25 protein-coding genes, 1 riboswitch and 1 other annotated feature are annotated in these 24,133 nt (G+C 40.3%); of the genes, 21 read left to right on the top strand and 4 right to left on the bottom strand.

Annotated features, from left to right (window positions below):
* The first annotated feature begins 7 nt into the window (after positions 1-7).
* Together nrdF and BALCAV_RS12425 are read left to right on the top strand one after the other, a co-directional pair.
* A complete protein-coding gene (gene nrdF / locus BALCAV_RS12430; RefSeq protein ID WP_003323096.1) occupies positions 8-967 on the top strand; it encodes a class 1b ribonucleoside-diphosphate reductase subunit beta in 960 nt (319 codons plus the stop codon).
* 61 nt (positions 968-1,028) lie between these two features.
* A complete protein-coding gene (locus tag BALCAV_RS12425) occupies positions 1,029-1,466 on the top strand; it encodes a dUTP diphosphatase (protein WP_003323095.1) in 438 nt (145 codons plus the stop codon).
* A 448-nt stretch (positions 1,467-1,914) separates the two neighbouring features.
* On the opposite strand, the gene BALCAV_RS12420 is transcribed toward BALCAV_RS12425, so the two are convergent.
* Complete coding sequence (locus tag BALCAV_RS12420; protein WP_003323092.1) at positions 1,915-2,871, bottom strand: arsenic resistance protein; 957 nt, start codon at positions 2,869-2,871, stop codon at positions 1,915-1,917.
* Between the two features lie 81 nt (positions 2,872-2,952).
* Between BALCAV_RS12420 and BALCAV_RS12415 the strand changes: the two genes are divergently transcribed.
* Positions 2,953-3,420 (top strand): 8-oxo-dGTP diphosphatase, encoded by a 468-nt coding sequence (locus BALCAV_RS12415; RefSeq protein WP_003323091.1) that lies wholly within the window; start codon positions 2,953-2,955, stop codon positions 3,418-3,420.
* Between the two features lie 52 nt (positions 3,421-3,472).
* Here the strand turns inward: BALCAV_RS12415 and BALCAV_RS12410 are convergent, their stop codons facing one another.
* Both BALCAV_RS12410 and BALCAV_RS12405 read right to left on the bottom strand, forming a co-directional pair.
* Positions 3,473-3,664: a hypothetical protein gene (locus BALCAV_RS12410; RefSeq protein ID WP_003323090.1), complete on the bottom strand. Its 192-nt coding sequence runs from the start codon at positions 3,662-3,664 to the stop codon at positions 3,473-3,475.
* 1 nt (position 3,665) lies between these two features.
* Positions 3,666-3,866 carry a SidA/IucD/PvdA family monooxygenase gene (locus BALCAV_RS12405; RefSeq protein WP_003323089.1) on the bottom strand — a complete coding sequence of 67 codons (201 nt, stop codon included), beginning with the start codon at positions 3,864-3,866 and terminating at the stop codon, positions 3,666-3,668.
* 134 nt (positions 3,867-4,000) lie between these two features.
* Positions 4,001-4,210: a binding site (T-box leader), on the top strand.
* Between the two features lie 51 nt (positions 4,211-4,261).
* On the opposite strand from BALCAV_RS12405, the gene argS reads away from it, so the two are divergent.
* Positions 4,262-5,953: an arginine--tRNA ligase gene (gene argS, locus BALCAV_RS12400; protein WP_003323088.1), complete on the top strand. Its 1,692-nt coding sequence runs from the start codon at positions 4,262-4,264 to the stop codon at positions 5,951-5,953.
* 30 nt (positions 5,954-5,983) lie between these two features.
* A complete protein-coding gene (locus BALCAV_RS12395) occupies positions 5,984-6,631 on the top strand; it encodes an MOSC domain-containing protein (RefSeq protein ID WP_003323087.1) in 648 nt (215 codons plus the stop codon).
* A 54-nt stretch (positions 6,632-6,685) separates the two neighbouring features.
* Here BALCAV_RS12395 and BALCAV_RS22070 read toward each other — a convergent pair whose 3' ends face one another.
* Entirely contained in the window at positions 6,686-6,985 is a 300-nt protein-coding gene (locus tag BALCAV_RS22070; protein ID WP_152563047.1) for a hypothetical protein, read from the bottom strand.
* Between the two features lie 249 nt (positions 6,986-7,234).
* On the opposite strand from BALCAV_RS22070, the gene BALCAV_RS12390 reads away from it, so the two are divergent.
* From BALCAV_RS12390 to BALCAV_RS12315, 16 genes are all read left to right on the top strand, one after another.
* Complete coding sequence (locus BALCAV_RS12390) at positions 7,235-8,332, top strand: type III polyketide synthase (RefSeq protein WP_004427206.1); 1,098 nt, start codon at positions 7,235-7,237, stop codon at positions 8,330-8,332.
* Complete coding sequence (locus tag BALCAV_RS12385) at positions 8,329-8,892, top strand: isoprenylcysteine carboxyl methyltransferase family protein (RefSeq protein ID WP_004427204.1); 564 nt, start codon at positions 8,329-8,331, stop codon at positions 8,890-8,892. The genes BALCAV_RS12390 and BALCAV_RS12385 overlap by 4 nt, the downstream gene beginning before the upstream one ends.
* Before the next feature lie 135 nt (positions 8,893-9,027).
* Positions 9,028-9,237, top strand: coding sequence for an NETI motif-containing protein (locus BALCAV_RS12380; protein WP_004427202.1), 210 nt, complete (start codon positions 9,028-9,030; stop codon positions 9,235-9,237).
* A gap of 73 nt (positions 9,238-9,310) precedes the next feature.
* A riboswitch (purine riboswitch) is annotated at positions 9,311-9,413 on the top strand.
* Positions 9,414-9,586: 173 nt separating this feature from the next.
* Positions 9,587-10,072, top strand: a complete 486-nt coding sequence (gene purE, locus BALCAV_RS12375; protein WP_003321572.1) for a 5-(carboxyamino)imidazole ribonucleotide mutase — start codon at positions 9,587-9,589, stop codon at positions 10,070-10,072.
* On the top strand, positions 10,069-11,184 hold the full coding sequence (purK, locus tag BALCAV_RS12370; protein ID WP_003321571.1) for a 5-(carboxyamino)imidazole ribonucleotide synthase: 1,116 nt from the start codon (positions 10,069-10,071) through the stop codon (positions 11,182-11,184). The genes purE and purK overlap by 4 nt, the downstream gene beginning before the upstream one ends.
* A 39-nt stretch (positions 11,185-11,223) precedes the next feature.
* Positions 11,224-12,522 carry an adenylosuccinate lyase gene (purB, locus tag BALCAV_RS12365; RefSeq protein ID WP_003321570.1) on the top strand — a complete coding sequence of 433 codons (1,299 nt, stop codon included), beginning with the start codon at positions 11,224-11,226 and terminating at the stop codon, positions 12,520-12,522.
* A gap of 315 nt (positions 12,523-12,837) precedes the next feature.
* Complete coding sequence (gene purC, locus BALCAV_RS12360; RefSeq protein ID WP_003321568.1) at positions 12,838-13,551, top strand: phosphoribosylaminoimidazolesuccinocarboxamide synthase; 714 nt, start codon at positions 12,838-12,840, stop codon at positions 13,549-13,551.
* Positions 13,552-13,592: 41 nt separating this feature from the next.
* Positions 13,593-13,844 carry a phosphoribosylformylglycinamidine synthase subunit PurS gene (gene purS / locus BALCAV_RS12355; RefSeq protein WP_003321566.1) on the top strand — a complete coding sequence of 84 codons (252 nt, stop codon included), beginning with the start codon at positions 13,593-13,595 and terminating at the stop codon, positions 13,842-13,844.
* The gene (gene purQ / locus BALCAV_RS12350) at positions 13,841-14,524 is read left to right on the top strand and encodes a phosphoribosylformylglycinamidine synthase subunit PurQ (RefSeq protein WP_003321565.1); all 684 of its coding nucleotides are present in this window, start codon (positions 13,841-13,843) and stop codon (positions 14,522-14,524) included. Before purS ends, purQ begins: the two co-directional genes overlap by 4 nt.
* Positions 14,508-16,736: a phosphoribosylformylglycinamidine synthase subunit PurL gene (purL, locus tag BALCAV_RS12345; RefSeq protein WP_003321564.1), complete on the top strand. Its 2,229-nt coding sequence runs from the start codon at positions 14,508-14,510 to the stop codon at positions 16,734-16,736. Before purQ ends, purL begins: the two co-directional genes overlap by 17 nt.
* On the top strand, positions 16,712-18,124 hold the full coding sequence (purF, locus tag BALCAV_RS12340; RefSeq protein WP_003321563.1) for an amidophosphoribosyltransferase: 1,413 nt from the start codon (positions 16,712-16,714) through the stop codon (positions 18,122-18,124). Before purL ends, purF begins: the two co-directional genes overlap by 25 nt.
* Before the next feature lie 157 nt (positions 18,125-18,281).
* Positions 18,282-19,319, top strand: a complete 1,038-nt coding sequence (gene purM, locus BALCAV_RS12335; protein ID WP_003321562.1) for a phosphoribosylformylglycinamidine cyclo-ligase — start codon at positions 18,282-18,284, stop codon at positions 19,317-19,319.
* Positions 19,316-19,897, top strand: a complete 582-nt coding sequence (purN, locus tag BALCAV_RS12330) for a phosphoribosylglycinamide formyltransferase (RefSeq protein WP_003321561.1) — start codon at positions 19,316-19,318, stop codon at positions 19,895-19,897. The genes purM and purN overlap by 4 nt, the downstream gene beginning before the upstream one ends.
* Position 19,898: 1 nt before the next feature.
* Positions 19,899-21,434, top strand: coding sequence for a bifunctional phosphoribosylaminoimidazolecarboxamide formyltransferase/IMP cyclohydrolase (gene purH, locus BALCAV_RS12325; protein ID WP_003321560.1), 1,536 nt, complete (start codon positions 19,899-19,901; stop codon positions 21,432-21,434).
* 345 nt (positions 21,435-21,779) lie between these two features.
* The gene (purD, locus tag BALCAV_RS12320; RefSeq protein WP_003321781.1) at positions 21,780-23,051 is read left to right on the top strand and encodes a phosphoribosylamine--glycine ligase; all 1,272 of its coding nucleotides are present in this window, start codon (positions 21,780-21,782) and stop codon (positions 23,049-23,051) included.
* 243 nt (positions 23,052-23,294) lie between these two features.
* Positions 23,295-24,133 (top strand): RNA-guided endonuclease TnpB family protein (locus BALCAV_RS12315; RefSeq protein WP_040323963.1); only part of this gene is annotated, 839 nt, incomplete at its 3' end.

Here is a 24,133-nt window from a genome sequence, read left to right as displayed (position 1 = left end):
TTAATTGGTGACGGACTATGCAGCTTATGAAGCAGTCAATTGGAATAATATAGAAGACGCGATCGATAAAATCACCTATGAGAAGTTAACGGAACAATTTTGGTTATCGACTCGTATGCCAGTATCGAAAGATCGTTCGGATTGGACAAAGTTACCCGATGAAGAAAAGCGCTTAGTGGAGAAAGTTTTCGGCGGACTCACAATGCTTGATACGCTTCAATCAGAATCAGGTATTGATGCACTAAGAAAAGATGCGAAAACTCAACATGAAATTGCGGTGTTGAATAACATTCAATTTATGGAGTCAGAGCATGCACGAAGTTATTCTTCGATTTTTAGTACGTTAAATACGAAGAAGGAAATTGAAGATATTTTTAGATGGGCACGTGAAGATGATTTCCTTCAAACGAAAGCCCGTATTATTGATGAAGTTTACAAAAATGGTTCTCCTTTAGAGAAAAAAGTAGCAAGTGTTTTCTTGGAATCATTCCTCTTTTATTCTGGTTTTTATACACCACTCTATTATTTAGGTAGAGCGAAACTGATCAATGTAGCTGAAGTCATTAAGTTGATTATCCGCGATGAATCGGCACATGGGGCGTATATCGGTTATAAATTCAAAGTTGGATTTAATAAACTGTCCGATTCGGAAAAAGAGTCGTTAAAAACGTGGACTTATTCATTGTTGTATCAATTATATGAGAATGAAGTGAAATATACAGCCTCTCTATATGATCAAGTCGGTTGGACAGAGGATGTGAAAGTCTTTTTACGTTATAATGCAAACAAAGCGTTAATGAACCTTGGTTTAGCTCCGTTATTTCCGGATACAGCGGATGATGTCAATCCGATTGTCATTAATGGATTATCCACTGGTACAACGAATCACGATTTCTTCTCAACAGTTGGAAATGGTTACTTGCTTTCAGTTGTTGAAGATATGGACGAATCAGACTACGATTATTAAGAAGAGAGAGGGACTAGCGCGTTTAGTCCCTATTTTCTTTGTTATGAAAAAGGAGAATACGATGTCAACAGAGCAAATAAGAATTAAATACTTTAATGATAATCTTGTAAGGGCCGATAAAATCGTACAAGGCGATTGGATTGATTTACGTGCTGCTGAAACAGTCGAGTTAAAAAAAGATGAATTTAAATTAATCCCACTAGGAATTGCGATGGAGTTGCCTGAAGGGTATGAAGGCCATGTCGTTCCTCGTTCAAGTACGTTCAAAAACTTCGGCATTATCCAAACGAATTCTATGGGTATCATCGATGAATCGTATAAAGGTGATAATGATCAGTGGTTTTTCCCTGCTTATGCCTTAAGAGATACGGTAATTGAGGAAAATGATCGAATTTGTCAATTTAGAATCATGAAAAAAATGCCAGCGATTGAATTTGTTGAAGTTGAAAAGCTTGAAAATGAAAACCGTGGTGGACACGGTTCGACTGGAACGAAATAAGATAGATTCGATACTAAATATTTGCGATGTATTTACCTTTAGATAGCTTTATCTAAGGGTTTTTTTTATGGAGTTTCTAGTGAGTTGGTAAGTTTGGCTTTGGGAGTGTATAAGGGTTTATTGGACAGAAAGAGAGAACCACCTGTAGAAAGTTGTCCTATAGAACCTGTTTCTGAGACAAATAAAGAACGATCAGCTTCGGTTTGTCCTATAAACCAAGGTTCTAAGACAAACAAGGGAAGGAATGTTATCGATTTGTCCTATAAACCAAGGTTCTAAGACAAACAAGGGAAGGAGTGTTATCGGTTTGTCCTATAAACCAAGGTTCTAAGACAAATAGGGAAACAGCAGCTACCAGATTGTCCAATAAAACAAGTCTTAGGACATTTTACTATTGCTTGGATAGTAGAGGCATTTCTTCAATTGAAGAGCATCAAAAAAGAACAGCTCAAGCGACTGTTCTTTTTTTCATCATTAATAAAATTTGTGAGACGGCGGCGAGGACGGGTAGTTCGATTAGTGGACCAATCACTAGTGCTAAGGCGATAAGAGGTTGCTCGGGAAAAGCTATGACGACAATTGCTAAGGCGATCGGTGAATTTCGAGCGATAATCGTTAAATTTAAACTAGTTGTGTCCTCGAATGAGAATTTCAGCACTTTGCCAACAGTTTGAGCCACAAGAAAATTGATGCTAAAGAAAAGTAATAATGGAATAAGTAATAAATAAATAACCTCTAAGTTCGCTAATAAATACGAGCCTTGTGAAGCGAACATCGCGACTATTGCTAATGATAAAAAGATGATTTGTGATGTTGCAAAAAACGGTATGATCTTTTCTTGGAGTATGTTCTGTCTATTTTTGAATAGATAGCGTGTGACTGCCGCTAAGAAAAGAGGGAGTAACAGTACGAAAACAACACTTTCGATAATCGATGAGAAAGCGACTGTCTCCATCGTGCCAGCAAAAATAAAAAAATACACAGGCAATAGAATAACTTGTAAAATTAAGTTAATGGGTAAGACCGATGTCGATAAAGCAATATTTCCTTTGGCAATCGAAGTAAAAACTAAATACCAATCTGTACAAGGTGTGACGAGCAGCAAAATAAACCCAAGCCATAATGCCGGGTGATCGGATAGAAAGACAGCCCCTAGTAACCAAGCGAGAATGGGAGTCCAAATAAAGTTAATAAGTACATTTGTGCTTAAAAAGGGAATGTTTTTAAAAGCTTTTTTAAGATTATCAATGGGAGTTGTTAAAAATAAACCGTATAACATGAACAATAAAAACGGCAAAATGAATGAACCTGCTTGGGCTTCGATAAAGGGGACTTGACCGAAAAGCAGTCCAACTCCTACAGCTAATAAAATAATGAACGTTTGAAATTTCTCAATGATGCTCATAAAGAGTACTCCTTCTGACGATTAATACTTTTTTAAAATCATATCATATTTACATAGAAAAATAGGAATTGAGGAGATTGGATGCAAGAGATTCAATATAAATTCTGGACGGTTTGTATGGTTCAAGAGCGGGACAGAGTGTTGTTATTAAATCGACAACATGATTACTTTAAAGGGTATATTCCACCAGGAGGTAAAGTTGATTTTCCGGAGAGTTTTGTGGAAGGAGCGATTCGTGAGGTATATGAAGAGACCGGTTTAAAGGTGAAAAACCTTCAATACAAAGGGCTTTATGAATATGTAAATCCAGTCAAAATGGAGCGTCATATGATTTTTAATTACTTAACAACTGATTTTGAAGGCGAAATTAAAGCTGGATCAGAAGGTGAACCGGAATGGATTCGTATAAGCGAGTTAGAGCATATACCGATGCAAAAATCCATTCGTCGTCGAATGCCTTTCTTTTTTGAAGAGGGCACATTTGAAATCCATGTACAGTGGGATGAGGAAAAGGCTCAAGAGGGAGACGTGAGGATACGGAAAACATGATGGAACCGATCAGAAAAACTACGCCTCCAAAGAGGACATGGTTTTTTCTAGGCTATGATTTATCACTAGATGAACGGTTTTTTGTTTTCTTTTTGTTCCGCTCGTCTTTCATGTCTTCTTCTATTTCTTCAAGTGGTAAGTCATCAATCGGCATGATCAATTGGTCGACTTCCTCTTGAGATTTTTTGTCTTTTTTAAATTTATCAGGATCGTTTTTTCTTGTTTTGTTTTTATTGGTTGTCATTTCAGATTCCTCCTTCAAGGCTTTTACTATCGGGATTGCTTATAAAGGCTATTCCCTTTTGCCTTTTCTTTAAACAAATCCTCGCATTATGGGAAAAAAGATAGCTGAAGGTTAATTCAACTTTTGAGAGAATTGCTGGAATACTTAAATTAAATGGGCCAATCCCTACACCAATCATATCGTATATTTTTTGTTCGTTCATTGCTCCGCTCCTTTTGGAAATTCCCTTAATAGTTGTATTTTCCCCATTTTTTCTTAAATGAAACGAATCTACTTTAAAGCGAAAAAAATTCCATTTGCCAGTTGCAAACTTTTTGAGTATAATATCTAGAAATATATTCGTCTGTGAGGAAGAGAGTAGTGATGGGGGAGTTTAAGCGAGTTAGGGTTGGTGTGAGCCTAATAACAAAGCCATGATGAAGCGCACTTCTGAGATGCATCCTGAAATGAGTAGTAGGGAATGCCGGTGCTAGCCGTTATCTAGTTGAAAGCAGGTTCGTATTTTGAACAATCAGAGTGGTACCGCGGGTAAATCTCGTCTCTAAATATATAGAGACGGGATTTTTTTGTGGAAAAAATGAAAGAGGTGTAAGGGTAATGGAAGCAAAGCAATTATATGCCGAGGAAATAGAAAAAACGATTAGTGGTGTAAAAAAGAAAGAGGAGATTGAGGGATTAATAGAGAAGCCTAAATTTGAGGAGCAAGGAGATTTAGCTTTTCCTTGTTTTGTTTTAGCGAAGCAGTTGAAGCAAGCTCCAGCTAAAATTGCCGAACAGTTAGCTAACCAAATTCAGGCATCCATTTTTTCCAAGGTGGTCGCGGTAGGGCCTTATGTGAATGTGTTTTTAAATCGAGCGGAAATGAGCAAAAGTATTTTGTCAAAGGTTTTAGCTGAAAAGGAGTGTTTTGGTGCTCAATCGATAGGTGAAGGCCAAGTGCTGACGATTGACTACTCTTCACCCAATATTGCGAAACCCTTTTCAATGGGGCATTTGCGGTCAACGGTGATCGGAAATTCACTGGCTACGGTTGCTAAGAAAAATGGCTATCAGGTCGTGCGAATTAATCATTTAGGTGATTGGGGGACACAGTTCGGTAAGCTCATTACCGCTTATAAAAAATGGGGCAATCCTGATACGATTAAAGAGAATCCGATTAAGGAACTGCTCGCTTTGTATGTGAAGTTCCATGAAGAAGCAGAGGAGAAACGAGAGCTTGAAGATGAGGCAAGAGCGTGGTTTAAAAGGTTAGAAGATGGGAATGTCGAAGCAACAGAGCTTTGGAATTGGTTTAAGGATGAATCATTACAAGAGTTTGCGAAAATCTATCAGCTGTTAGGTGTCCCGTTTGATTCCTATCATGGGGAAGCTTTTTACAATGACAAAATGGACGGGGTTATTAAAGAGCTAGAGAATAAAAATGTGTTAGAGCGTTCAGATGGGGCAGACGTTGTTTCATTGGAGAAGGAAAATTTACCGCCTTGTTTAATTCGGAAATCGGATGGAGCGACCCTTTATGCAACCAGAGATTTAGCCGCCGCCATTTATAGACAAAAGACGTATCAATTTTCTAAATCATTTTATGTAGTCGGTCATGAACAAAGCTTACATTTTCAACAAATTAAATTAGTTTTAGAAAAGCTTGGCTATGACTGGGCCAAGGAAATAGAGCATATCCCATTCGGGTTTATTTTACAAAATGGTCGCAAGATGTCGACGCGAAAAGGTCGGGTTATTTTATTAGAAGAAGTGATTAAAGAAGCAATAGATTTAGCGAAGCAAAATATTAATGAAAAGAATCCAAACCTTGTAGACAAAGATGAAGTAGCCAAACAAGTAGGGGTTGGGGCGATTATTTTCCATGATTTAAAAAACGAAAAACAGAATAATGTCGAATTTTCATTAGAAGATATGCTTCGATTTGAAGGAACAACCGGGCCGTATGTCCAATATACGCATGCAAGAGCTTGCTCGATTTTACGTAAGGCGAAGTTTGGGGAAGTATCGTCTCCGGAAGATGGTTTGGACGATTCGTATAGTTGGGCCGTTCTGAAGCTTGTCGATCATTTTCCGCATGTTGTGGAAAGAAGCTTCCTATTAAGGGACCCATCAAAGGTAGCCAAATATGTCCTAGAGTTGGCTCAAGAATTTAATAAATATTACAGTCATGTCAAAATCTTAGTCGAGGACGAACAATATGAAGCTCGTTTAGCCTTAGTGAAGGCCGTGACGATTGTGTTAAAAGAAGGGTTACGCTTATTAGGAGTCAAAGCACCGAAGCAAATGTAAAATCGAGAGAGACCATAAGGAGGAACAGTCATGTCGATAACAATAGAAGGCATTTATGTAGGGAAGCCAAGGGAAGTCATGATGAATGGGAAGCCAGTTAAAACGAGTATATATAAGGAGCCATTATTTTCAACTGTGCAGGTGAATGCATTAGGGATTATCGGTGACACGCAATCTGACCCAGTTCATCATGGTGGAGTGGATATGGCGATTTGTTTATATCCAGCTGAACATTATTCCTATTGGGAAGAAAAACTTGGTCGAAATCCAGGAGAGTCAGCTTTTGGTGAGAATTTAACGATTTCCGGATTAAGTGAGCAAGATGTCCAGATTGGCGATGTGTATAAAATTGGCGAGGTGTTGCTCGAAATTAGTCAACCACGTTCCCCCTGTTACAAAATTGGTTTAAAACACAATGAACCCAAAATGGCTTTATGGGTGAATGAAAAAGGCTGGAGTGGCTACTATGCCCGAGTGTTGCAAAATGGAGAAGTAAGTGTGGGAGACGAGTTGGAACTAGTGGAGCGTCATGCGAAGAACCCGACGGTTTTGAACGTAAATAAAGCAAGGTATTGGAAAGAAGCGACATCAGAAGATTGGCAGGAGCTTGTCAAAGTGAGACAACTTTCCCAAGAATGGCGCGAGCATTTTCAAAAAAGATTGGAAAAGTTGAAATAAAAAATGGAACCCACACTCAATTTTATATTGGTTGTGGGCTTTTTTGTGTTGGTTTTAGGAGTTTTTGAAGTATGGAGGGATAAATGAGTGGATAAGTAATGAAAAAGTGCGGAGTGGGGAATTAGAGTGCGAAAAAAAGTGAATAAGTAATGAAAAACCGTGCTGAGTCGGATTACGGTGCGAAAAAACTGGAATAGGTAATGAAAAACCGTGCTGAGTCAAATTACGGTGCGAAAAAAAGTGAATAAGTAATGAAAAACCGTGCTGAGTCAGATTACGGTGCGAAAAAGCTGGAATAAGTAATGAAAAATCATGCTGAGTCAGATTACGGTGCGAAAAAGCTGGGATAAGCAATGAAAAATCGTGCTGAGTCGGATTACGGTGCGAAAAAGCTGGAATAGGTAATCAAAAACCGTGCTGATTCAAATTACGGTGCGAAAAAAGCACATTAGGTAATGAAAATCCAAGTTGTTCTATATTATGGTACGTATAATCATTCAAAAGTAATAAACTGGAAACCGAGACGGTATTAAGGTACAAACTAGAATAAATTAACTAATACTGGAAAACCTAAACTAACAAAATAAGGATAGGGGCTTAATTATGGTTAGTATTTTATCGGTAGGAACCTTTCGTCCGCCCAATAGGTTGACTCAGGATTTAACGATGGAGTTTGCGAAGGAATTGTTTAGTGAAAGTTTTTCAGATATTAATCGGCTGCTGCCCGTTTTTAAAAATGGTCAGATTGATGAGCGACATTTTGCGGTTCCAATCGAATGGTTTGAGGAAAGTCATACTTTACAAGAACGTAATGATTTATACATCGAACTCGCCACCGAATTTGGTGTCGAGGCAATTAAGACATGTCTACAAAATGAAGCGTTTCTCAAAGAGCCAATTGAAGAAAAAGAAATCGATGCGATCGTATTGGTGACGAGTTCGGGTATGTCGACGCCAAGCTTGGATGCACGAATTATGAATCAAATGTCCTTTTCCCCTCATACAAAACGAATTCCGTTATGGGGGTTAGGGTGCGCTGGTGGTGCAATTGGGATAAGTCGTGCTTTTGAATATGCACGTGCGTATCCGGAGCAAAATGTATTGGTTTGCTGTATTGAACTTTGTAGCCTAACTTTTCAAAAAAATGACCGTTCAAAAAGTAATTTAATTGGTGCGTCTTTATTTGCGGATGGTGTTGCTTGTGCGTTAGTTTGTGGGGAACATTCTTCACTGACACAAAACGCGAAAAGGCCCCTTCGTCCAATGGTAACCGCAACACATTCGACCTTAATGCCGGATTCAGAAGAAATCATGGGTTGGGATGTGAAGGATACGGGTCTCCATGTGGTGTTTTCGCGTGATATTCCTTCCGTTGTTGAAAACTGGTTTAAACCAAATGTAGAAGGTTTTTTGCATGAGCATGGTTTAGAAATAGGTCAGATTGATTCTTTTGTTGCTCATCCAGGTGGGAAAAAGGTACTTGATGCTTATGAAGCGTCGTTATCGATTCCGACGACCTTAACAGAGGAAGCGAGAGATGTATTACGAATGAATGGCAATATGTCGTCACCAACCGTTTTATATGTGCTTGAAGAATGTATGAAAAAGGAACGGCAATCAGGCGATATTGGTTTAATGGCTGCATTAGGACCTGGTTTTTGTTCCGAGCTTGTTCTGTTAAAGTGGGAGGGAGTTCATTGAGTATTTGGATTTATATCTTCCTTGGCTCAGTTATGTTACAAAGAGTATTGGAGTTGATTATTGCCAATCGTAACAAACGTTGGATCGAGGACCAAGGGGGATTTGAAGTTGGAAAGGAACACTACCCTTTTCTTGTCTTATTGCATGTAGGTTTCTTTCTTTCCTTATTTAGTGAGATTGCGGTGACGCAACCTGAGATGATGAAATGGACGGCGATTCCATTTTGTCTCTTTATCATCGCCCAAGTTGTTCGAGTCTGGGCTCTGTCATCGCTCGGGCGGTTTTGGAATACACGAATAATGATTTTGCCGGGGGCGAGGGTTGTGACTAAGGGACCTTATCATTTTATGAGACATCCTAATTATATGGTCGTGGCCGTCGAGATTATTAGTTTACCGATTATTTTTCAAGCATATTGGACGGCTTTTTTGTTTACTGTTTTAAACGGAGTCGTCCTTTCGATTCGAATCAAGGAAGAAGAAAGAGCCCTTCAAGCAGATACGAACTATAATGAGATTTTTGAAAATAAAAGTAGATTCATCCCAAGTTCCGACGATTAACGTCACGATGTCGCTCAAAATGTAATCGGTGTTGTCAGTCTTCCTCATACACACTACAATATGATGTATGTCGGTTATGAAATTCCGAATAAAAAAGAAATCAACATAGGCAATGTTCATATAGGGGGAATGTATGTGAGTAAAAAGAAGAAAATGAAGTTTGAGGTTCAGGAAGGAGAGTCGATTGCTGATTGTCTCGAACGAATGGATAAAATGGGCTATAAACCGGTAAGGAGAATGGAGAAGCCTGTATTCTCGGAGGAGAAACAAGGGCAAAATGTCCACTATGAACCGATAAAACAAGTGATTGTCTTTGAAGGCTTATTAAAAGAAGACGAACGATAATTATTTTATAATAGTAAATGTTCGATTTTTCGTTGACATCACCGTGAGTTACTTGTAAGATGAAGGTGAAAAGACCACAAATACGAAATTACCTCATATAATCCTTGGGAATATGGCCCAAAAGTTTCTACCTAATAACCGTAAATTATTAGACTATGAGGGGAAGTTCGGCATTCATTCATCTTAATGTACGAAAATGAATGATTTACGTTTGGATAAAAAGCGTAGAATTAGCTTACTTTCTCTCGGCAAGATCGATGATAAAGAACCTAATTCTATGTTTTTTTATGTTTAAGCAAATGGTTAATCGAGAAAAAATAATAGATTATTGGATAGGGAGAGATTAAATATGGATCCGGTTGTCGGTGTCATTATGGGAAGTACATCTGATTGGGAAACGATGAAACATGCCTGTGACGTATTAGAAGAGCTTGAAATTCCTTATGAGAAAAAGGTTGTATCTGCTCATCGTACACCTGATTTAATGTTTCAATATGCAGAAGAAGCAAGAGCAAGAGGCTTGAAAGTGATTATTGCTGGAGCTGGAGGAGCTGCCCATTTACCAGGGATGGTCGCTGCTAAAACGACGTTACCGGTTATTGGTGTTCCCGTTCAGTCAAAAGCCTTACAAGGATTAGATTCCTTATTGTCGATCGTACAAATGCCAGGTGGTGTACCAGTTGCAACAGTCGCCATTGGGAAGGCAGGAGCAACAAATGCTGGTTTACTTGCCACTCAAATCATTGGCTCTTTTAATGAAGAAGTTCAATTACGTTTAGAAAAAAGAAGAAAACAAACGGAAGAAAAAGTGTTAGAAAGCAGTGATACATTATGAGTCAGCCGTTAACACCAGGAGCAACGATCGGAATTATTGGCGGAGGCCAACTTGGACGAATGATGGCGATTGCGGCGAGACAGATGGGGTACCGGATTGCTGTACTAGAACCAACGGCTGATTCACCTTGTGGGCAAATAGCAGATGTCCAAATCGAAAAAGGCTATGACGATTTAGATGGGGCTAAACTACTCGCAGATGTGTCAGATCTTATAACATATGAGTTTGAAAATATTGACCAGAAGACAGCTGGTTGGATTGCTGAACAATGTTTTTTTCCACAAGGGGATAAATTGTTAAAAATCACACAACATCGTTTGGAGGAAAAGCAAGCGATTGAATCATTAGGTGTTAAAGTTGCTCCGCATCGTGCGATTTTAGCGGAGGAAATGATCACAAAAGCTGGCGAAGATATCGGTTTTCCGGCTGTGCTGAAAACATGCCGCGGTGGTTATGATGGCAAAGGACAAGCCGTTGTCAACAATCAAGAAGAACTTAATGAAGCGGTGAGAAGGTTGCTCAAACACGGTGAACTAGTATTAGAAGCATGGATTCCGTTTCAATGTGAGGTTTCGGTAATCGTTACTCGTTCAACGACTGGGGAAGTGAAGACTTTCCCAGTAGCGGAAAACATCCACCGTAACAATATTTTATATCGTTCCATTGTTCCAGCAAGAGTTTCACAGGACATTCAAGATGGGGCTAAAAAAATGGCGTTAACGATTGCGGAAGGGCTCGGGTTAGTTGGAACGCTCGCTGTTGAATTTTTTGTCGGCTCTGATGGCACCCTTTTTGTAAATGAACTTGCCCCAAGACCTCATAATTCTGGGCATTATACGATTGAGGCTTGTGAAACTTCTCAATTTGAACAACATATTCGCGCGGTTAGTGGCTGGCCACTTGGAGAAACAACGTTGCATAAGCCGGTCGTAATGGAAAACATTTTAGGTGAGGACTTGTCGCAAGTTTTAGCTCATATTGAGCAATTTAATGATATAAAGCTTCATCTATATGGAAAAGCCGAGGCAAAAGAAAAAAGAAAAATGGGACATTTAACCGTCATGGCTAAAACCGTTGAAGAGGCATTGCAAAAATTAGATGAACGCTCATAATAAAGAAGGTACGAAAAAGATAATTGGAGGCATTAAACTATGATTGAACGTTATACAAGACCAGAAATGGGTCAAATTTGGACAGACCAAAACCGCTATCAAGCATGGTTAGAAGTAGAAATCGTTGCTTGTGAGGCATGGGCAGAGCTTGGTGAAATTCCAAAAGAAGATGTCCAAAAAATTCGTGAAAATGCGAGCTTTGATGTGGAGCGTATTTTAGAAATTGAAGAAGAAACTCGTCACGATGTAGTCGCATTTACACGTGCGGTTTCGGAGACGCTTGGCGAAGAGCGTAAATGGGTGCATTACGGATTAACGTCAACAGATGTGGTTGATACAGCTCTTTCTTATTTATTAAAACAAGCAAATGAGATTTTATTAAACGACTTAGAGAACTTTTTAGAAATTATTAAAAATAAAGCAAAAGATCATAAATATACGGTAATGATGGGGCGTACGCATGGCGTTCATGCTGAGCCAACAACATTCGGATTAAAGCTTGGTCTTTGGTATGAAGAGATGAAACGTAACATCGAACGTTTTAAACAGGCAGCTGAAACAGTTCGTGTCGGCAAGCTTTCAGGTGCGGTTGGAACGTATGCCAATATCGATCCGGCGGTTGAGCAATTAGTTTGTGAAAAATTAGGGTTAGAGGCAGCACCGATTTCAACGCAAACCTTACAACGTGATCGTCACGCTCAATATGTGAGCACATTAGCCCTTATTGCGACGTCAATTGAGAAATTTGCAGTTGAAATTCGTGGGTTACAAAAAAGTGAAACACGTGAAGTGGAAGAATTTTTTGCAAAAGGTCAAAAAGGATCTTCTGCAATGCCACATAAACGTAATCCAATTGGTTCAGAAAATATGACAGGTCTGGCTCGTATTGTTCGTGGACATATGTTAGCTGCTTATGAAAATGTTCCATTATGGCATGAGCGCGACATTTCACATTCATCAGCAGAGCGAATTTTGTTACCGGATGTGACGATCGCCTTAAACTATATGTTAAATCGTTTCGGTAATATCGTGAAAAACTTAACCGTATTCCCAGAAAACATGAAACGCAATATGACAAGAACATACGGATTAATTTATTCGCAGCGTGTGCTTCTTTCTTTAATTGATAAAGGCCTTGTTCGTGAAGAAGCGTATGACCTTGTTCAACCAAAGGCGATGGAAGCTTGGGAGAAGGGGATTCAATTCCGCGAACTAGTCGAAGCGGAAGAACGGATTACTTCTGTATTATCACCAGAAGAAATTGAAGAATGCTTTAACTACGAACATCACTTAAAGCATGTCGATACGATCTTTACGCGTTTAGGGATTGATGAGTAAAAGCTGTTAGTTGTGGTTAAGGAGAAGTGAAGAGGTTGTTACTTCTAGTGAAACCACTAAATGATTAAATTTTCATGAACCAAAACGAAGCCAGAGGAATGCCCGAAGACTCCTGCGGGAATAGTGAAGGACGGGAGACCCCACAGCGACTGTTAGCTAAGGGGCTCCCGACTCACCCGCTATTGCTGTGGGCATGGAGCTGGTGGAGTAAGACAACCAAAACAATTAAAAAAACGTAATTATTCTTAATATTTATTCATATCGCATTTGCCCGTGTTTTTTGACATTTAACTATTACTTTAGTGGAGGACCCAAATGGAAAAACAACAGCTCCTATATGAAGGAAAAGCGAAGAAGATTTATCAAACGAATGAAGCAAATATCCTTTGGATTGAATATAAGGATGAGGCGACAGCTTTTAATGGCGAAAAGAAAGATACACTCGCTGGAAAAGGTCGTTTAAATAATGAAATTTCCTCTCTTATTTTTACTCAGTTAAAGGACAAAGGAATTGAGAGTCATTTTGTGGAGCGGCTTTCGGAAACAGAGCAACTCGTGCAAAAGGTCGAAATTGTTCCATTAGAAGTGGTTGTTCGTAATATTGTCGCAGGAAGTATGGCGAAGCGTCTTGGAATGGAAGAGGGAACCCCGCTCAGCAAGCCGATTGTTGAATTTTATTATAAAGATGATGATTTAGGAGACCCGCTGATTACAGAAGCCCATATTGAACTACTGGAGGCAGCATCAGATGAAGAGGTAGCTCAATTAAGAGAGATGGCATTAGCGGTAAATGAGCATTTGCTTGCTTTATTCTCTGAAATTAACATTCGTTTAGTAGATTTCAAGCTTGAATTCGGTCGGACGGTGAACGGTGAACTTCTTTTAGCAGATGAAATTTCGCCTGATACGTGTCGCCTTTGGGATAAAGATACGAATGAACGCTTTGATAAAGATTTATTCCGTCGTAATTTAGGTAATTTGCAAGAAGGTTATGCTGAAATTTTAGCTCGATTAACCCAGCATTCGTAAACTTCACCTGATAATAAAAACCATTTTAGGAGGACTTGTCCATGTTGAAAGTAAAAGTTTTTGTCACGTTAAGAGAAAGTGTATTAGACCCTCAAGGAGTAGCAGTTAAGGGAGCTCTTCACACGATGGATTATAAAGAAGTTCAAGAAGTGCGTATCGGTAAATATTTGGAACTTCAATTAGAAAAAACAGAAAATGTTGAAGAACGTGTTAAGGAAATGTGCGAAAAAATTCTTGCGAACACAGTGATTGAAGACTATCGTTTTGAAATCGAGGAGGTCGTGCCATCATGAAATTTGCGGTAATCGTTTTTCCTGGATCAAACTGTGATTCAGATATGTATCATGCGATTAAGGATGGTCTAGGAGCGGAAGTCGAATATGTTTGGCATGATGAGGCTTCACTTGAAGGTTTTGATGGAATTCTGTTGCCGGGTGGTTTCTCGTACGGTGATTATCTTCGTTCAGGAGCGATTGCTCGTTTTTCAAAAGTGATGAACGCGGTTATTGAAGCGGCTAATGCCGGTAAACCCGTACTTGGTGTTTGTAATGGCTTCCAAATTCTCCTTGAAGCAGGTCTTTTGCCTGGAGCGATGAAACGAAATGAAGGTTTAAAATTCATTTGTCGTCCGGTTCAGTTACAAGTTGAAAATGCGAATACGATGTTTACAGCCGGTTATACCAAAGGTGATGTTATTAATGTCCCTGTTGCCCATGGCGAAGGGAACTATGAATGTGACGAGGAAACACTTTCGAGATTAGAAGAGAACAATCAAGTCGTTTTCCGTTACGTCAATGCGATTAATGGGTCAAGGAATCAAATTGCTGGGATTACGAATGAACAAGGAAATGTACTAGGAATGATGCCACACCCAGAACGTGCGGTAGAAGAGATTTTGGGTAGTGCCGATGGGTTAAAATTATTTCAATCGATGTTACGAAATTGGAGGGAAACTCATGTTACAACAGCTTGAGCCAACATCTGAACAAGTAAAGGAACAAAAATTGTATCGTGATATGGGCTTAACAGATGAAGAATTTGCCCTTGTGGAACAGATTTTAGGACGTACACCGAATTATACAGAGACTGGTATTTTTTCTGTAATGTGGTCGGAGCATTGTAGTTACAAAAATTCGAAGGTTCTGTTAAAGAAATTCCCTGTTGATGGTGAGAAGGTTTTACAAGGTCCTGGTGAAGGTGCGGGTATCATTGATATCGGGGATGAGCAGGCGGTTGTTTTCAAAATTGAAAGCCATAACCACCCATCCGCGATTGAACCTTATCAAGGAGCTGCAACAGGAGTTGGTGGAATTTTACGCGATGTTTTCTCCATGGGAGCTCGTCCAATTTCGTTATTAAACTCATTACGTTTCGGAGAATTAACCTCTCCAAAAGTGCGTTATTTATTTGAAGAAGTTGTTGCAGGTATTGCCGGTTATGGAAATTGTGTCGGTGTGCCAACGGTCGGAGGAGAAGTTCAATTTGACTCTTGTTATGATGGCAATCCACTTGTAAACGCCATGTGTGTCGGCTTAATTAATCATAAAGATATTCAAAAAGGCCAAGCAAAAGGTGTTGGCAACACGGTTATGTATGTTGGAGCTAGTACAGGTCGTGATGGAATTCATGGAGCTACCTTTGCTTCGGAAGAATTGAGTGAAGGTTCAGAAGCGAAACGTCCAGCGGTGCAAGTTGGCGATCCGTTTATGGAAAAATTATTGCTCGAAGCTTGTCTAGAGCTTGTTCAATGTGAGGCGTTGGTCGGAATTCAAGATATGGGAGCAGCTGGTCTTACTTCATCTTCAGCAGAGATGGCAAGTAAAGCAGGATCGGGAATTGAAATGAATCTTGATTTAATTCCGCAACGTGAAGCTGGCATGACACCATATGAAATGATGCTTTCGGAATCTCAAGAAAGAATGTTACTTGTTATCAAAAAAGGCCAAGAGGATGAAATTAAAGAAATTGTTGAGCGTTGGGGATTGCTTTGGGCCGAAGTAGGCCATGTAACGGATGATAAGAAACTTCGCCTCCTACATAAAGGAGAAGTGGTTTCAGAAATTCCAGTCGATGCTTTAGCTGAGGATGCACCTGTTTATCATAAGCCATCAACTATACCAGCTTATTACGAAAAATTCCAACAGCTGGAGCAAGTGATTCCAGTGATTGAAGATAAAAAGGAAACATTATTAAAGTTATTAGCTCAGCCAACGATTGCGAGTAAGGAATGGGTATACGACCAATATGATTATATGGTTCAAACAAACACAGTTGTTAGCCCAGGTTCAGATGCTGCGGTCGTTCGGATTCGTGATACACGTAAAGCTCTTGCGATGACAACCGATTGTAATTCTCGTTACTTATATTTGGACCCAGAAGTTGGTGGACAAATTGCCGTGGCCGAAGCGGCTCGTAACATCGTATGTTCAGGTGGTGTTCCACTTGGTGTGACGGATTGTTTAAACTATGGTAGCCCGGATAAACCAGAAATTTTCTGGCAGTTAGAAAAATCAACAGACGGAATGAGTGAAGCGTGTCGTACGCTAGAAACACCTGTTATCGGTGGAAACGTCTCTTTATATAATGAAACAAATGGGGAAGCGATTTTCCCAACACCTGTTATTGGTATGGTTGGGTTAATCGAAGACATTGACCATATTACAACTCAAGCTTTTAAAGCGGCTGGTGATTTGATTTATGTGATTGGTGAAACGAAGCCTGAGTTTGCCGGTAGTGAATTACAAAAGCTTTTAGAAGGCGAAATCTCTGGAAAAGCACCAGCTCTTGATTTAGAAGTGGAAAAAGCAAGACAAAAGAAATTATTAGCGGCCATTCAGCAAGGTCTTGTTGCATCTGCCCATGATGTTGCAGAAGGTGGACTAAGTGTCGCACTAGCTGAAAAAATGACTTCTGGAAACGTTGGGGCGAGAGTTACTTTAGCAGGAGATGTCGTCACGGTTCTATTTAGTGAAACTCAGTCTCGTTTTGTCGTTACGGTAAAACCAGAAAATCGTCTTGCATTCGAAGCCGCTGTTCCTGAAGCGACTCTAGTCGGTGAAGTAACTAATGAAGCACGTTTAGTGATTATGGATGAGTCAAATAAGGTCATGATTGATGCTACTCAAGAAGAAATTGTTACAGCTTGGAAAGGGGCTATCCCATGTTTGCTGAAATCAAAGGCTTAAATGAAGAATGTGGTGTGTTTGGCGTTTGGGGTCACAAGGATGCCGCACAGATTACGTATTATGGACTTCATAGCTTGCAACATCGTGGTCAAGAAGGAGCAGGGATCGTTGTTTCAAATGGCGAGCATTTAAAAATTCATAAAGGCTTAGGTCTTGTTAATGAAGTGTTCCGTCCTGAGACTTTGGCTGATTTACAAGGGACATCAGCTATTGGTCATGTGCGGTATGCAACAGCAGGAGGCGGGGGGCTCGCAAATGTGCAACCCCTGCTTTTCCGCTCTCAAACAGGCGGGCTTGCGATTGCTCATAACGGGAATCTCGTAAACGCTAATAATATGAAACATCAACTAGAGGGACAAGGAAGTATTTTTCAATCGACATCTGATACAGAAGTGTTGGCTCATTTAATTAAACGAAGTGGGTTTTATAGCTTAGAAGAACAATTACGCAATTCATTAGCGATGTTAAAAGGAGCTTATGCTTTTGCGGTTATGAACGAAAAACAAATGATGGTCGCTCTTGATCCAAATGGCTTACGTCCATTGTCGATTGGCCGTTTAGGTGATGCTTATGTCGTCGCGTCTGAAACATGTGCTTTTGATGTGATTGGAGCCACTTATGAGCGTGAAGTTGAACCAGGAGAGCTCGTGATTATTGATGAAAATGGCTTGCGTTCCACACGTTTTGTCAATAAAACCGCTCGTTCGATTTGCTCAATGGAATATGTATATTTTGCACGTCCAGATAGTAATGTGGATGAAATTAATGTTCATACCGCTCGGAAAAACCTTGGGAAGCAGTTAGCGATGGAAGCCCCAGTTGAAGCAGATGTCGTAACTGGGGTGCCTGATTCCAGCATTTCAGCTGCGATTGGTTATGCCGAACAAACGGGTATTCCATATGAGCTTGGGATGATTAAAAACCGTTATGTCGGTCGAACTTTTATCCAGCCGTCTCAGGAGTTGCGGGAGCAAGGGGTCAAAATGAAGCTGTCGGCAGTGCGTGGTGTTGTCGAAGGAAAGCGTGTGGTCATGATTGATGATTCAATTGTTCGTGGGACAACGAGTCGGCGTATCGTTAAAATGTTACGTGAGGCAGGTGCTCTTGAGGTTCACGTTCGCATTAGTTCACCACCAATTAAAAACCCTTGTTTTTATGGCATTGATACATCGACAACAGAGGAATTAATTGCTTCCCAACATTCAATTGAAGAAATGCGTGAAATCATGGGAGCCGATTCTTTATCGTTTTTATCAACTGAAGGGCTAATGAAAGGAATCGGGCGCTCTGAAAATGAAGCGAACTGTGGTCAATGTTTAGCTTGTTTTACAGGACAGTACCCGACCGAAATTTATTCAGATACATTGCACCCACACGCGAAGGTTTAACCTCACACGGGTTGAGGCAACTGATAAACTCTCATGCTGCCCCGCGCTTGCTGCGGGCAAGCAGCTGGTGGAGTATATGAAAATGATCTATCTTCTAAACGTATGAAAAATAAAAAACATATATAAGTAGTTAGCTAAAGTAGGAGGCAATTAAACCATGTCCGAAGCGTATAAAAAAGCAGGCGTTGATATAGAAGCAGGTTATGAAGCAGTGAATCGAATGAAAAGCCATGTGGAAAGAACCTCTCGTTTAGGTGTCATGGGTGGTCTAGGTGGGTTTGGTGGCATGTTCGACCTTTCTGCTCTGCAAATGAAGGAGCCGATTCTCGTTTCTGGAACAGATGGGGTCGGAACAAAGCTCATGCTTGCTTTTATGATGGATAAGCACGATACGATTGGGATTGACGCGGTTGCGATGTGTGTCAATGATATTGTCGTACAAGGAGCAGAACCCCTATATTTATTAGATTATCTAGCTTGTGGAAAAGCGATTCCGGAAAAAATTGAAGCCATTGTTAAAGGATTTGCTGATGGTTGTGAACAAGCAGGGTGTGCCTTAATCGGAGGCGAAACAGCTGAAATGCCAGGAATGTATGAGGTTGAGGAATATGATTTAGCTGGTTTTGCAGTGGGGGCTGTTGAAAAAGCAAATGTCATTACAGGTGACAAAATCGAAGCGGATGATGTCGTGATCGGGCTTGCTTCAAGTGGTCTTCATAGTAATGGTTTTTCATTAGTAAGGAAAGTTTTGTTAGAGGATGCCAAGCTAAGTTTGCAAGACGAGTTGCCAACACTTAATCGAACATTGGGAGAAGAACTTTTAACCCCAACGAAAATTTATGTGAAACCACTTTTAGCTTTACAAAAAGAGTTCGATGTCCATGGCTTAGCTCATATTACAGGTGGTGGATTTTATGAAAACCTTCCACGAATGCTCCCAGAGGGCTTAGCAGTGGAAGTTAGTGACATTTCATGGCCTGTACCACCCATTTTTTCAATCATTCAACAATATGGTAGGTTAACCGACCGTGAGCTTTTCTCTACTTTTAATATGGGAATCGGAATGGCCGTTGTCGTTTCTGAAAAGGATGCCGACAAAGTGCTCGAGTTTTTACAAAAAGAAGGAGAGCGGGCCTTTGTCGTTGGTCGTGTGGTTGAAGGTGAAGGGGTTCATATCGGGGGCATTGATTTATGAAAATAGCGGTCTTTGCTTCAGGTAGTGGCTCTAATGCAGAAGCTATCATTCAGGCAACAAGAGCTAGGAGTTTACAGGCAGAAGTGGCCCTCGTTATTTGTGACAAACAGGGAGCGAAAGTAGTTGAACGAGCAGCAAGCTACGATATTCCTGTTTATGAATATATTCCGAAAAACTTTGCCTCAAAGGTAGCGTATGAAGAAGATATTGTGCAGCAATTAAAAGAAAACCAAATTGATTTTATCGTTTTAGCTGGGTATATGCGATTGATCGGAACGACTCTTCTTGCGGCTTATGAAGGGCGGATTGTTAACATTCATCCGTCCTTATTACCGGCGTTTGCAGGGCTTGATGCGATTGGCCAAGCGTTTGAAGCTGGGGTGAAAGTTACTGGAGTCACAGTTCATTATGTTGATGAAGGAATGGATACGGGGCCAATCATTGCTCAAGAGGCGGTTCAAGTTGAGATTAACGACACGAGAGAGTCATTAACGAAAAAGATACAAGCTGTGGAACACAAATTATATCCAGAAACATTACAAGCAATTTTTTCCTTACATAAGGTGGAAGGGGAGTAAGATGACAAAGAAAAGAGCATTAGTGAGCGTCTCAAATAAGGAAGGCATTATTGATTTTGTTAAAGGTTTAGTGGAGCGAGGTTTCGAAGTCGTTTCAACTGGTGGCACAAAAAAAGCGATTGAAGAAGCTGGTATTCCAGTAACCGGTATTTCTGAAGTGACAAACTTCCCAGAAATTATGGATGGTCGTGTGAAAACCTTACACCCAAACATTCATGGTGGCTTACTAGCCATGCGTGAAAAGGAAGAACATGTTGCCCAACTGAAAGAACATAATATTACGCCAATTGATGTCGTTTGTGTCAATCTTTACCCATTTCAAGAAACGATTGCAAAACCGGAATCAACTTTTGCTGATGCGATCGAAAACATTGATATTGGTGGACCGAGTATGCTTCGTTCTGCTGCGAAAAATAATAAACATGTTACGGTCGTAGTCGATCCAGCTGATTATGGAACGGTTTTAACGGAGTTAGATAGTGGAGCTACAACAGAAGAGACACGTCGTCAGCTTGCGGCAAAAGTATTCCGCCACACAGCAGGGTATGATGCTTTAATTGCTCAGTATTTGACAAAAGAAGTCGGAGAAGAAAATCCAGAGTCTTTGACGGTTACGTATACGAAAAAACAAGACTTACGATATGGAGAAAATCCACATCAACAAGCGGTTTTTTACGAAAAGCCATTAGCAGACGATAATTCGATCGCTAAAGCAACTCAGCTTCATGGCAAAGAACTCTCTTATAACAATATTAAAGACGCTGATGCTGCATTAGCGATTGTGAAGGAATTTGCTCTCCCAGCAGCGGTTGCTGTTAAACATATGAATCCGTGTGGTGTTGGAACAGGTGACACAATTGAAGCCGCTTATGAGGCTGCATTTGAAGCGGATCCCGTTTCGATCTTTGGTGGAATTATTGCTTTAAATCGTGAAGTTGACCAAGCGACAGCTCTGAAACTGAAGGAGGTCTTTTTAGAAATTATTATTGCCCCTTCATTTACAGAGGAAGCGCTAGACGTTTTAACATCTAAGAAAAACCTTCGTTTACTTACGATTGATTTAACGGCTAAAGAGAAAAAAGAGCAAGTGATTACTTCTGTTCACGGTGGTTTGCTTGTTCAAGATGAGGATCGTCATGGTTTTAATGAAGCGACAACCTCAGTACCAACGGAGCGTCAACCGAGTGAAGAGGAATGGGCAGCGTTAAAGCTTGCTTGGAATGTCGTAAAACATGTGAAGTCTAATGCGATCGTGTTAACGAATGATAAAATGACCGTTGGAATTGGAGCCGGTCAAATGAATCGTGTCGGTGCCGCTAAAATTGCGATTGAACAAGCAGGAGAAAGAAGTACTGGAGCTGTCTTAGGTTCTGACGCCTTCTTCCCAATGAATGATACAGTCGAAGCAGCTGGAAAAGCAGGAGTTACCGCCATTATTCAACCAGGTGGTTCAATTAAAGACCAAGAATCGATCGATAAAGCGAACGAATACGGCATCGCAATGGTCTTCACAGGAGTTCGTCACTTTAAACATTAATCATAAGTTAAAAGGCTCAAATAAAAGCTCAATAAAAAAAGAAGTCACTGAAAAAATCCCATGCTCAACCTTAACAGAGGAAAATTATAAATAATTGGTTATTCATTTAGAAGATCTATGTCGCTTTAGCTTTTTTTCTTTGACCAAAGCGGAGCGAGCGCAATACCCGGAGACTCCTGCGGGATTAGTGAAGTACGGGAGACCCCGTAGCGACTAGTCGTGAGGAGGCTCTCGATTCACCCGCGGAACGCGTAGGGTATGGAGCTGGCGGAGTAGTCTAATTAATGTAACCATTTTTAACGAGCAGATCATTTTCAGTGGTTTTATAAAAAAGGGGACATTTTTGTGAATGTATTAGTTATCGGTAGTGGCGGAAGAGAGCATACGATCGCTTGGAAATTTTCAAAAAGTAAACATGTCTCAAAGGTATTTGTTGCACCAGGGAATCCTGGGATGATCGATGTTGCCGAAGTCGTAAATATCGCTGAAGCAGAGCATGAGGAAATCGTTAAATTTGCGATTCAACAAGAAGTAGAACTCGTCTTTGTCGGTCCAGAAGTACCACTTTTAGCTGGCTTAGTAGATCGTTTAACGGTTGAAGGGATTCCAACTTTCGGACCAAATAAGGAAGCGGCTTTATTAGAAGGTAGTAAATCTTTTGCGAAACAAATGATGAAAAAGTACAATATTCCAACCGGCGATTATGAGAACTTTACAGATTATGAAAAAGCCGTTGCCTATGTGAAAGAGCAAGGAGCTCCGATTGTTATTAAGGCAGATGGTTTAGCAGCAGGTAAAGGAGTCGTTGTCGCCTTTACTGTGGAGGAGGCGATTGCTGCTTTACAGTCGATGCTTCAAGATAATCAATTTGGCGATGCCGGTGCCTCTGTTGTCATTGAAGAATATTTAGACGGTGAAGAGCTTTCCTTAATGGCTTTTGTTCATGGCGACATTGTCGTACCGATGGTGGGGGCACAAGATCATAAACGTGCCTATGATCAAGATGAAGGGCCAAACACAGGGGGAATGGGAGCTTATTCTCCAGTACCTCAATTCACGGAAGAAGATGTCGACCGTGCAGTGAAAGAGATTTTACAACCAATGGCCGAGGCGATGATCCAAGAGGGACGTACATTTACAGGGATTTTGTATGCAGGTCTTATGATGACAAAAGAGGGTCCTAAAGTAATTGAATTCAATGTTCGTTTTGGGGATCCAGAGACACAAGTGGTTTTACCTCGCTTGAACTCCGATCTTTATGAAGTGTTACAAACATTGTTAGCTGGGAAAAGGCCTGATTTGGACTGGTCGGATGAGGCAGTACTTGGTGTTGTTCTAGCAAGCAAAGGATATCCGAAAGCATATGAAAAGGGTATTATAATTAAAGGGTTAGAAAACATAAAAGAGCCCCATCTTCTTTTCCATGCAGGTACTAAAATAGAAAAAGAGCAATGGGTGACAAACGGAGGACGTGTCTTATTAGTCGCTGGAAAAGGTAAGACTATTGCGGAAGCACAAAAAGAAGCCTATGCAGCAGTAAAAGAAGTAAAATCATCTGGCTTATTTAATCGTAGTGATATAGGGCAAAAAGCGATTTCAAAAGTCACTTCATCATAAGTTAAGAAAAATGACCATTTTAAAGAGGAATTCGTTGTTCCTTTTACGAATAATACAGTATGGGATGGCATATACATGTTCCCATACTGTTTTTTATCATTTCCCGACAGAAGACTCCCTCTTCAATCGTGTGAAGGGAGAAGCCCAACGATAAGGGGGAGATGAATGGCGGTTGGCGGTAGCCAAAGAGATTCTTGTTAGGGTATAATAAGAACATACATTCCTATTGGGGGGGTGAAAACAATGCTCATCAACAAAGCGTACAAATTTCGTCTCTATCCAAGCAAAGAACAGGAAATCTTCATTGCTAAAACCATCGGCTGTTCTCGTTTTGTCTTTAATCGCTTTTTAGGGCAATGGAACGATACCTACCAAGAAACAGGCAAAGGATTAACGTATTCTTCTTGTTCGGCCCAATTAACCAAACTAAAAAAGGAATTCATATGGCTAAAAGAAGTGGATAGCATTGCCCTTCAATCCTCCCTGAAAAACCTTGCTGATTCCTATACTCGATTCTTCAAGAAACAAAATAAAGCACCTCGCTTCAAGTCTAAAAAGAATCCGGTACAATCCTACACCACGAAAGTAACAAATAGCAACATGGCCATAGTAAACAACAAAATTAAATTGCCGAAACTGGGTCTTGTTCGCTTGGCCAAAAGTCGTGAGGTTGAAGGACGTATTCTGAGCGCTACAGTCAGACGAAATCCAAGCGGAAAGTTCTTTGTATCCATTGTAGTCAAAACAGACGTACAGCCCTTGAAGAAAACGGAATCATCTATCGGTATAGATTTAGGCATCAAGGATTTTGCGGTTTTTTCGGATGGTCACAAGATGGACAATCATACGTTCACAGCCAAAATGGAAAAGAAACTAAAACGTGAGCAACGAAAACTTTCAAGACGTGCGTTAAATGCTAAAAACAATGGTATGAACCTTCTTGATGCCAAAAACTATCAGAAACAAAAACGTAGAGTTGCTAGATTACACGAAAGAGTAATGAACCAACGTGACGATTTCCTTCACAAACTAAGTACAGACCTCATCAAAAACCACGATATTGTCTGTATCGAAGATTTGAA

It is taken from the genome of Alkalihalobacillus alcalophilus ATCC 27647 = CGMCC 1.3604 (assembly GCF_000292245.2).
Taxonomy (GTDB): domain Bacteria; phylum Bacillota; class Bacilli; order Bacillales; family Bacillaceae_D; genus Alkalihalobacillus; species Alkalihalobacillus alcalophilus.
This window is presented reverse-complemented; position numbering and strand designations above follow the sequence as displayed.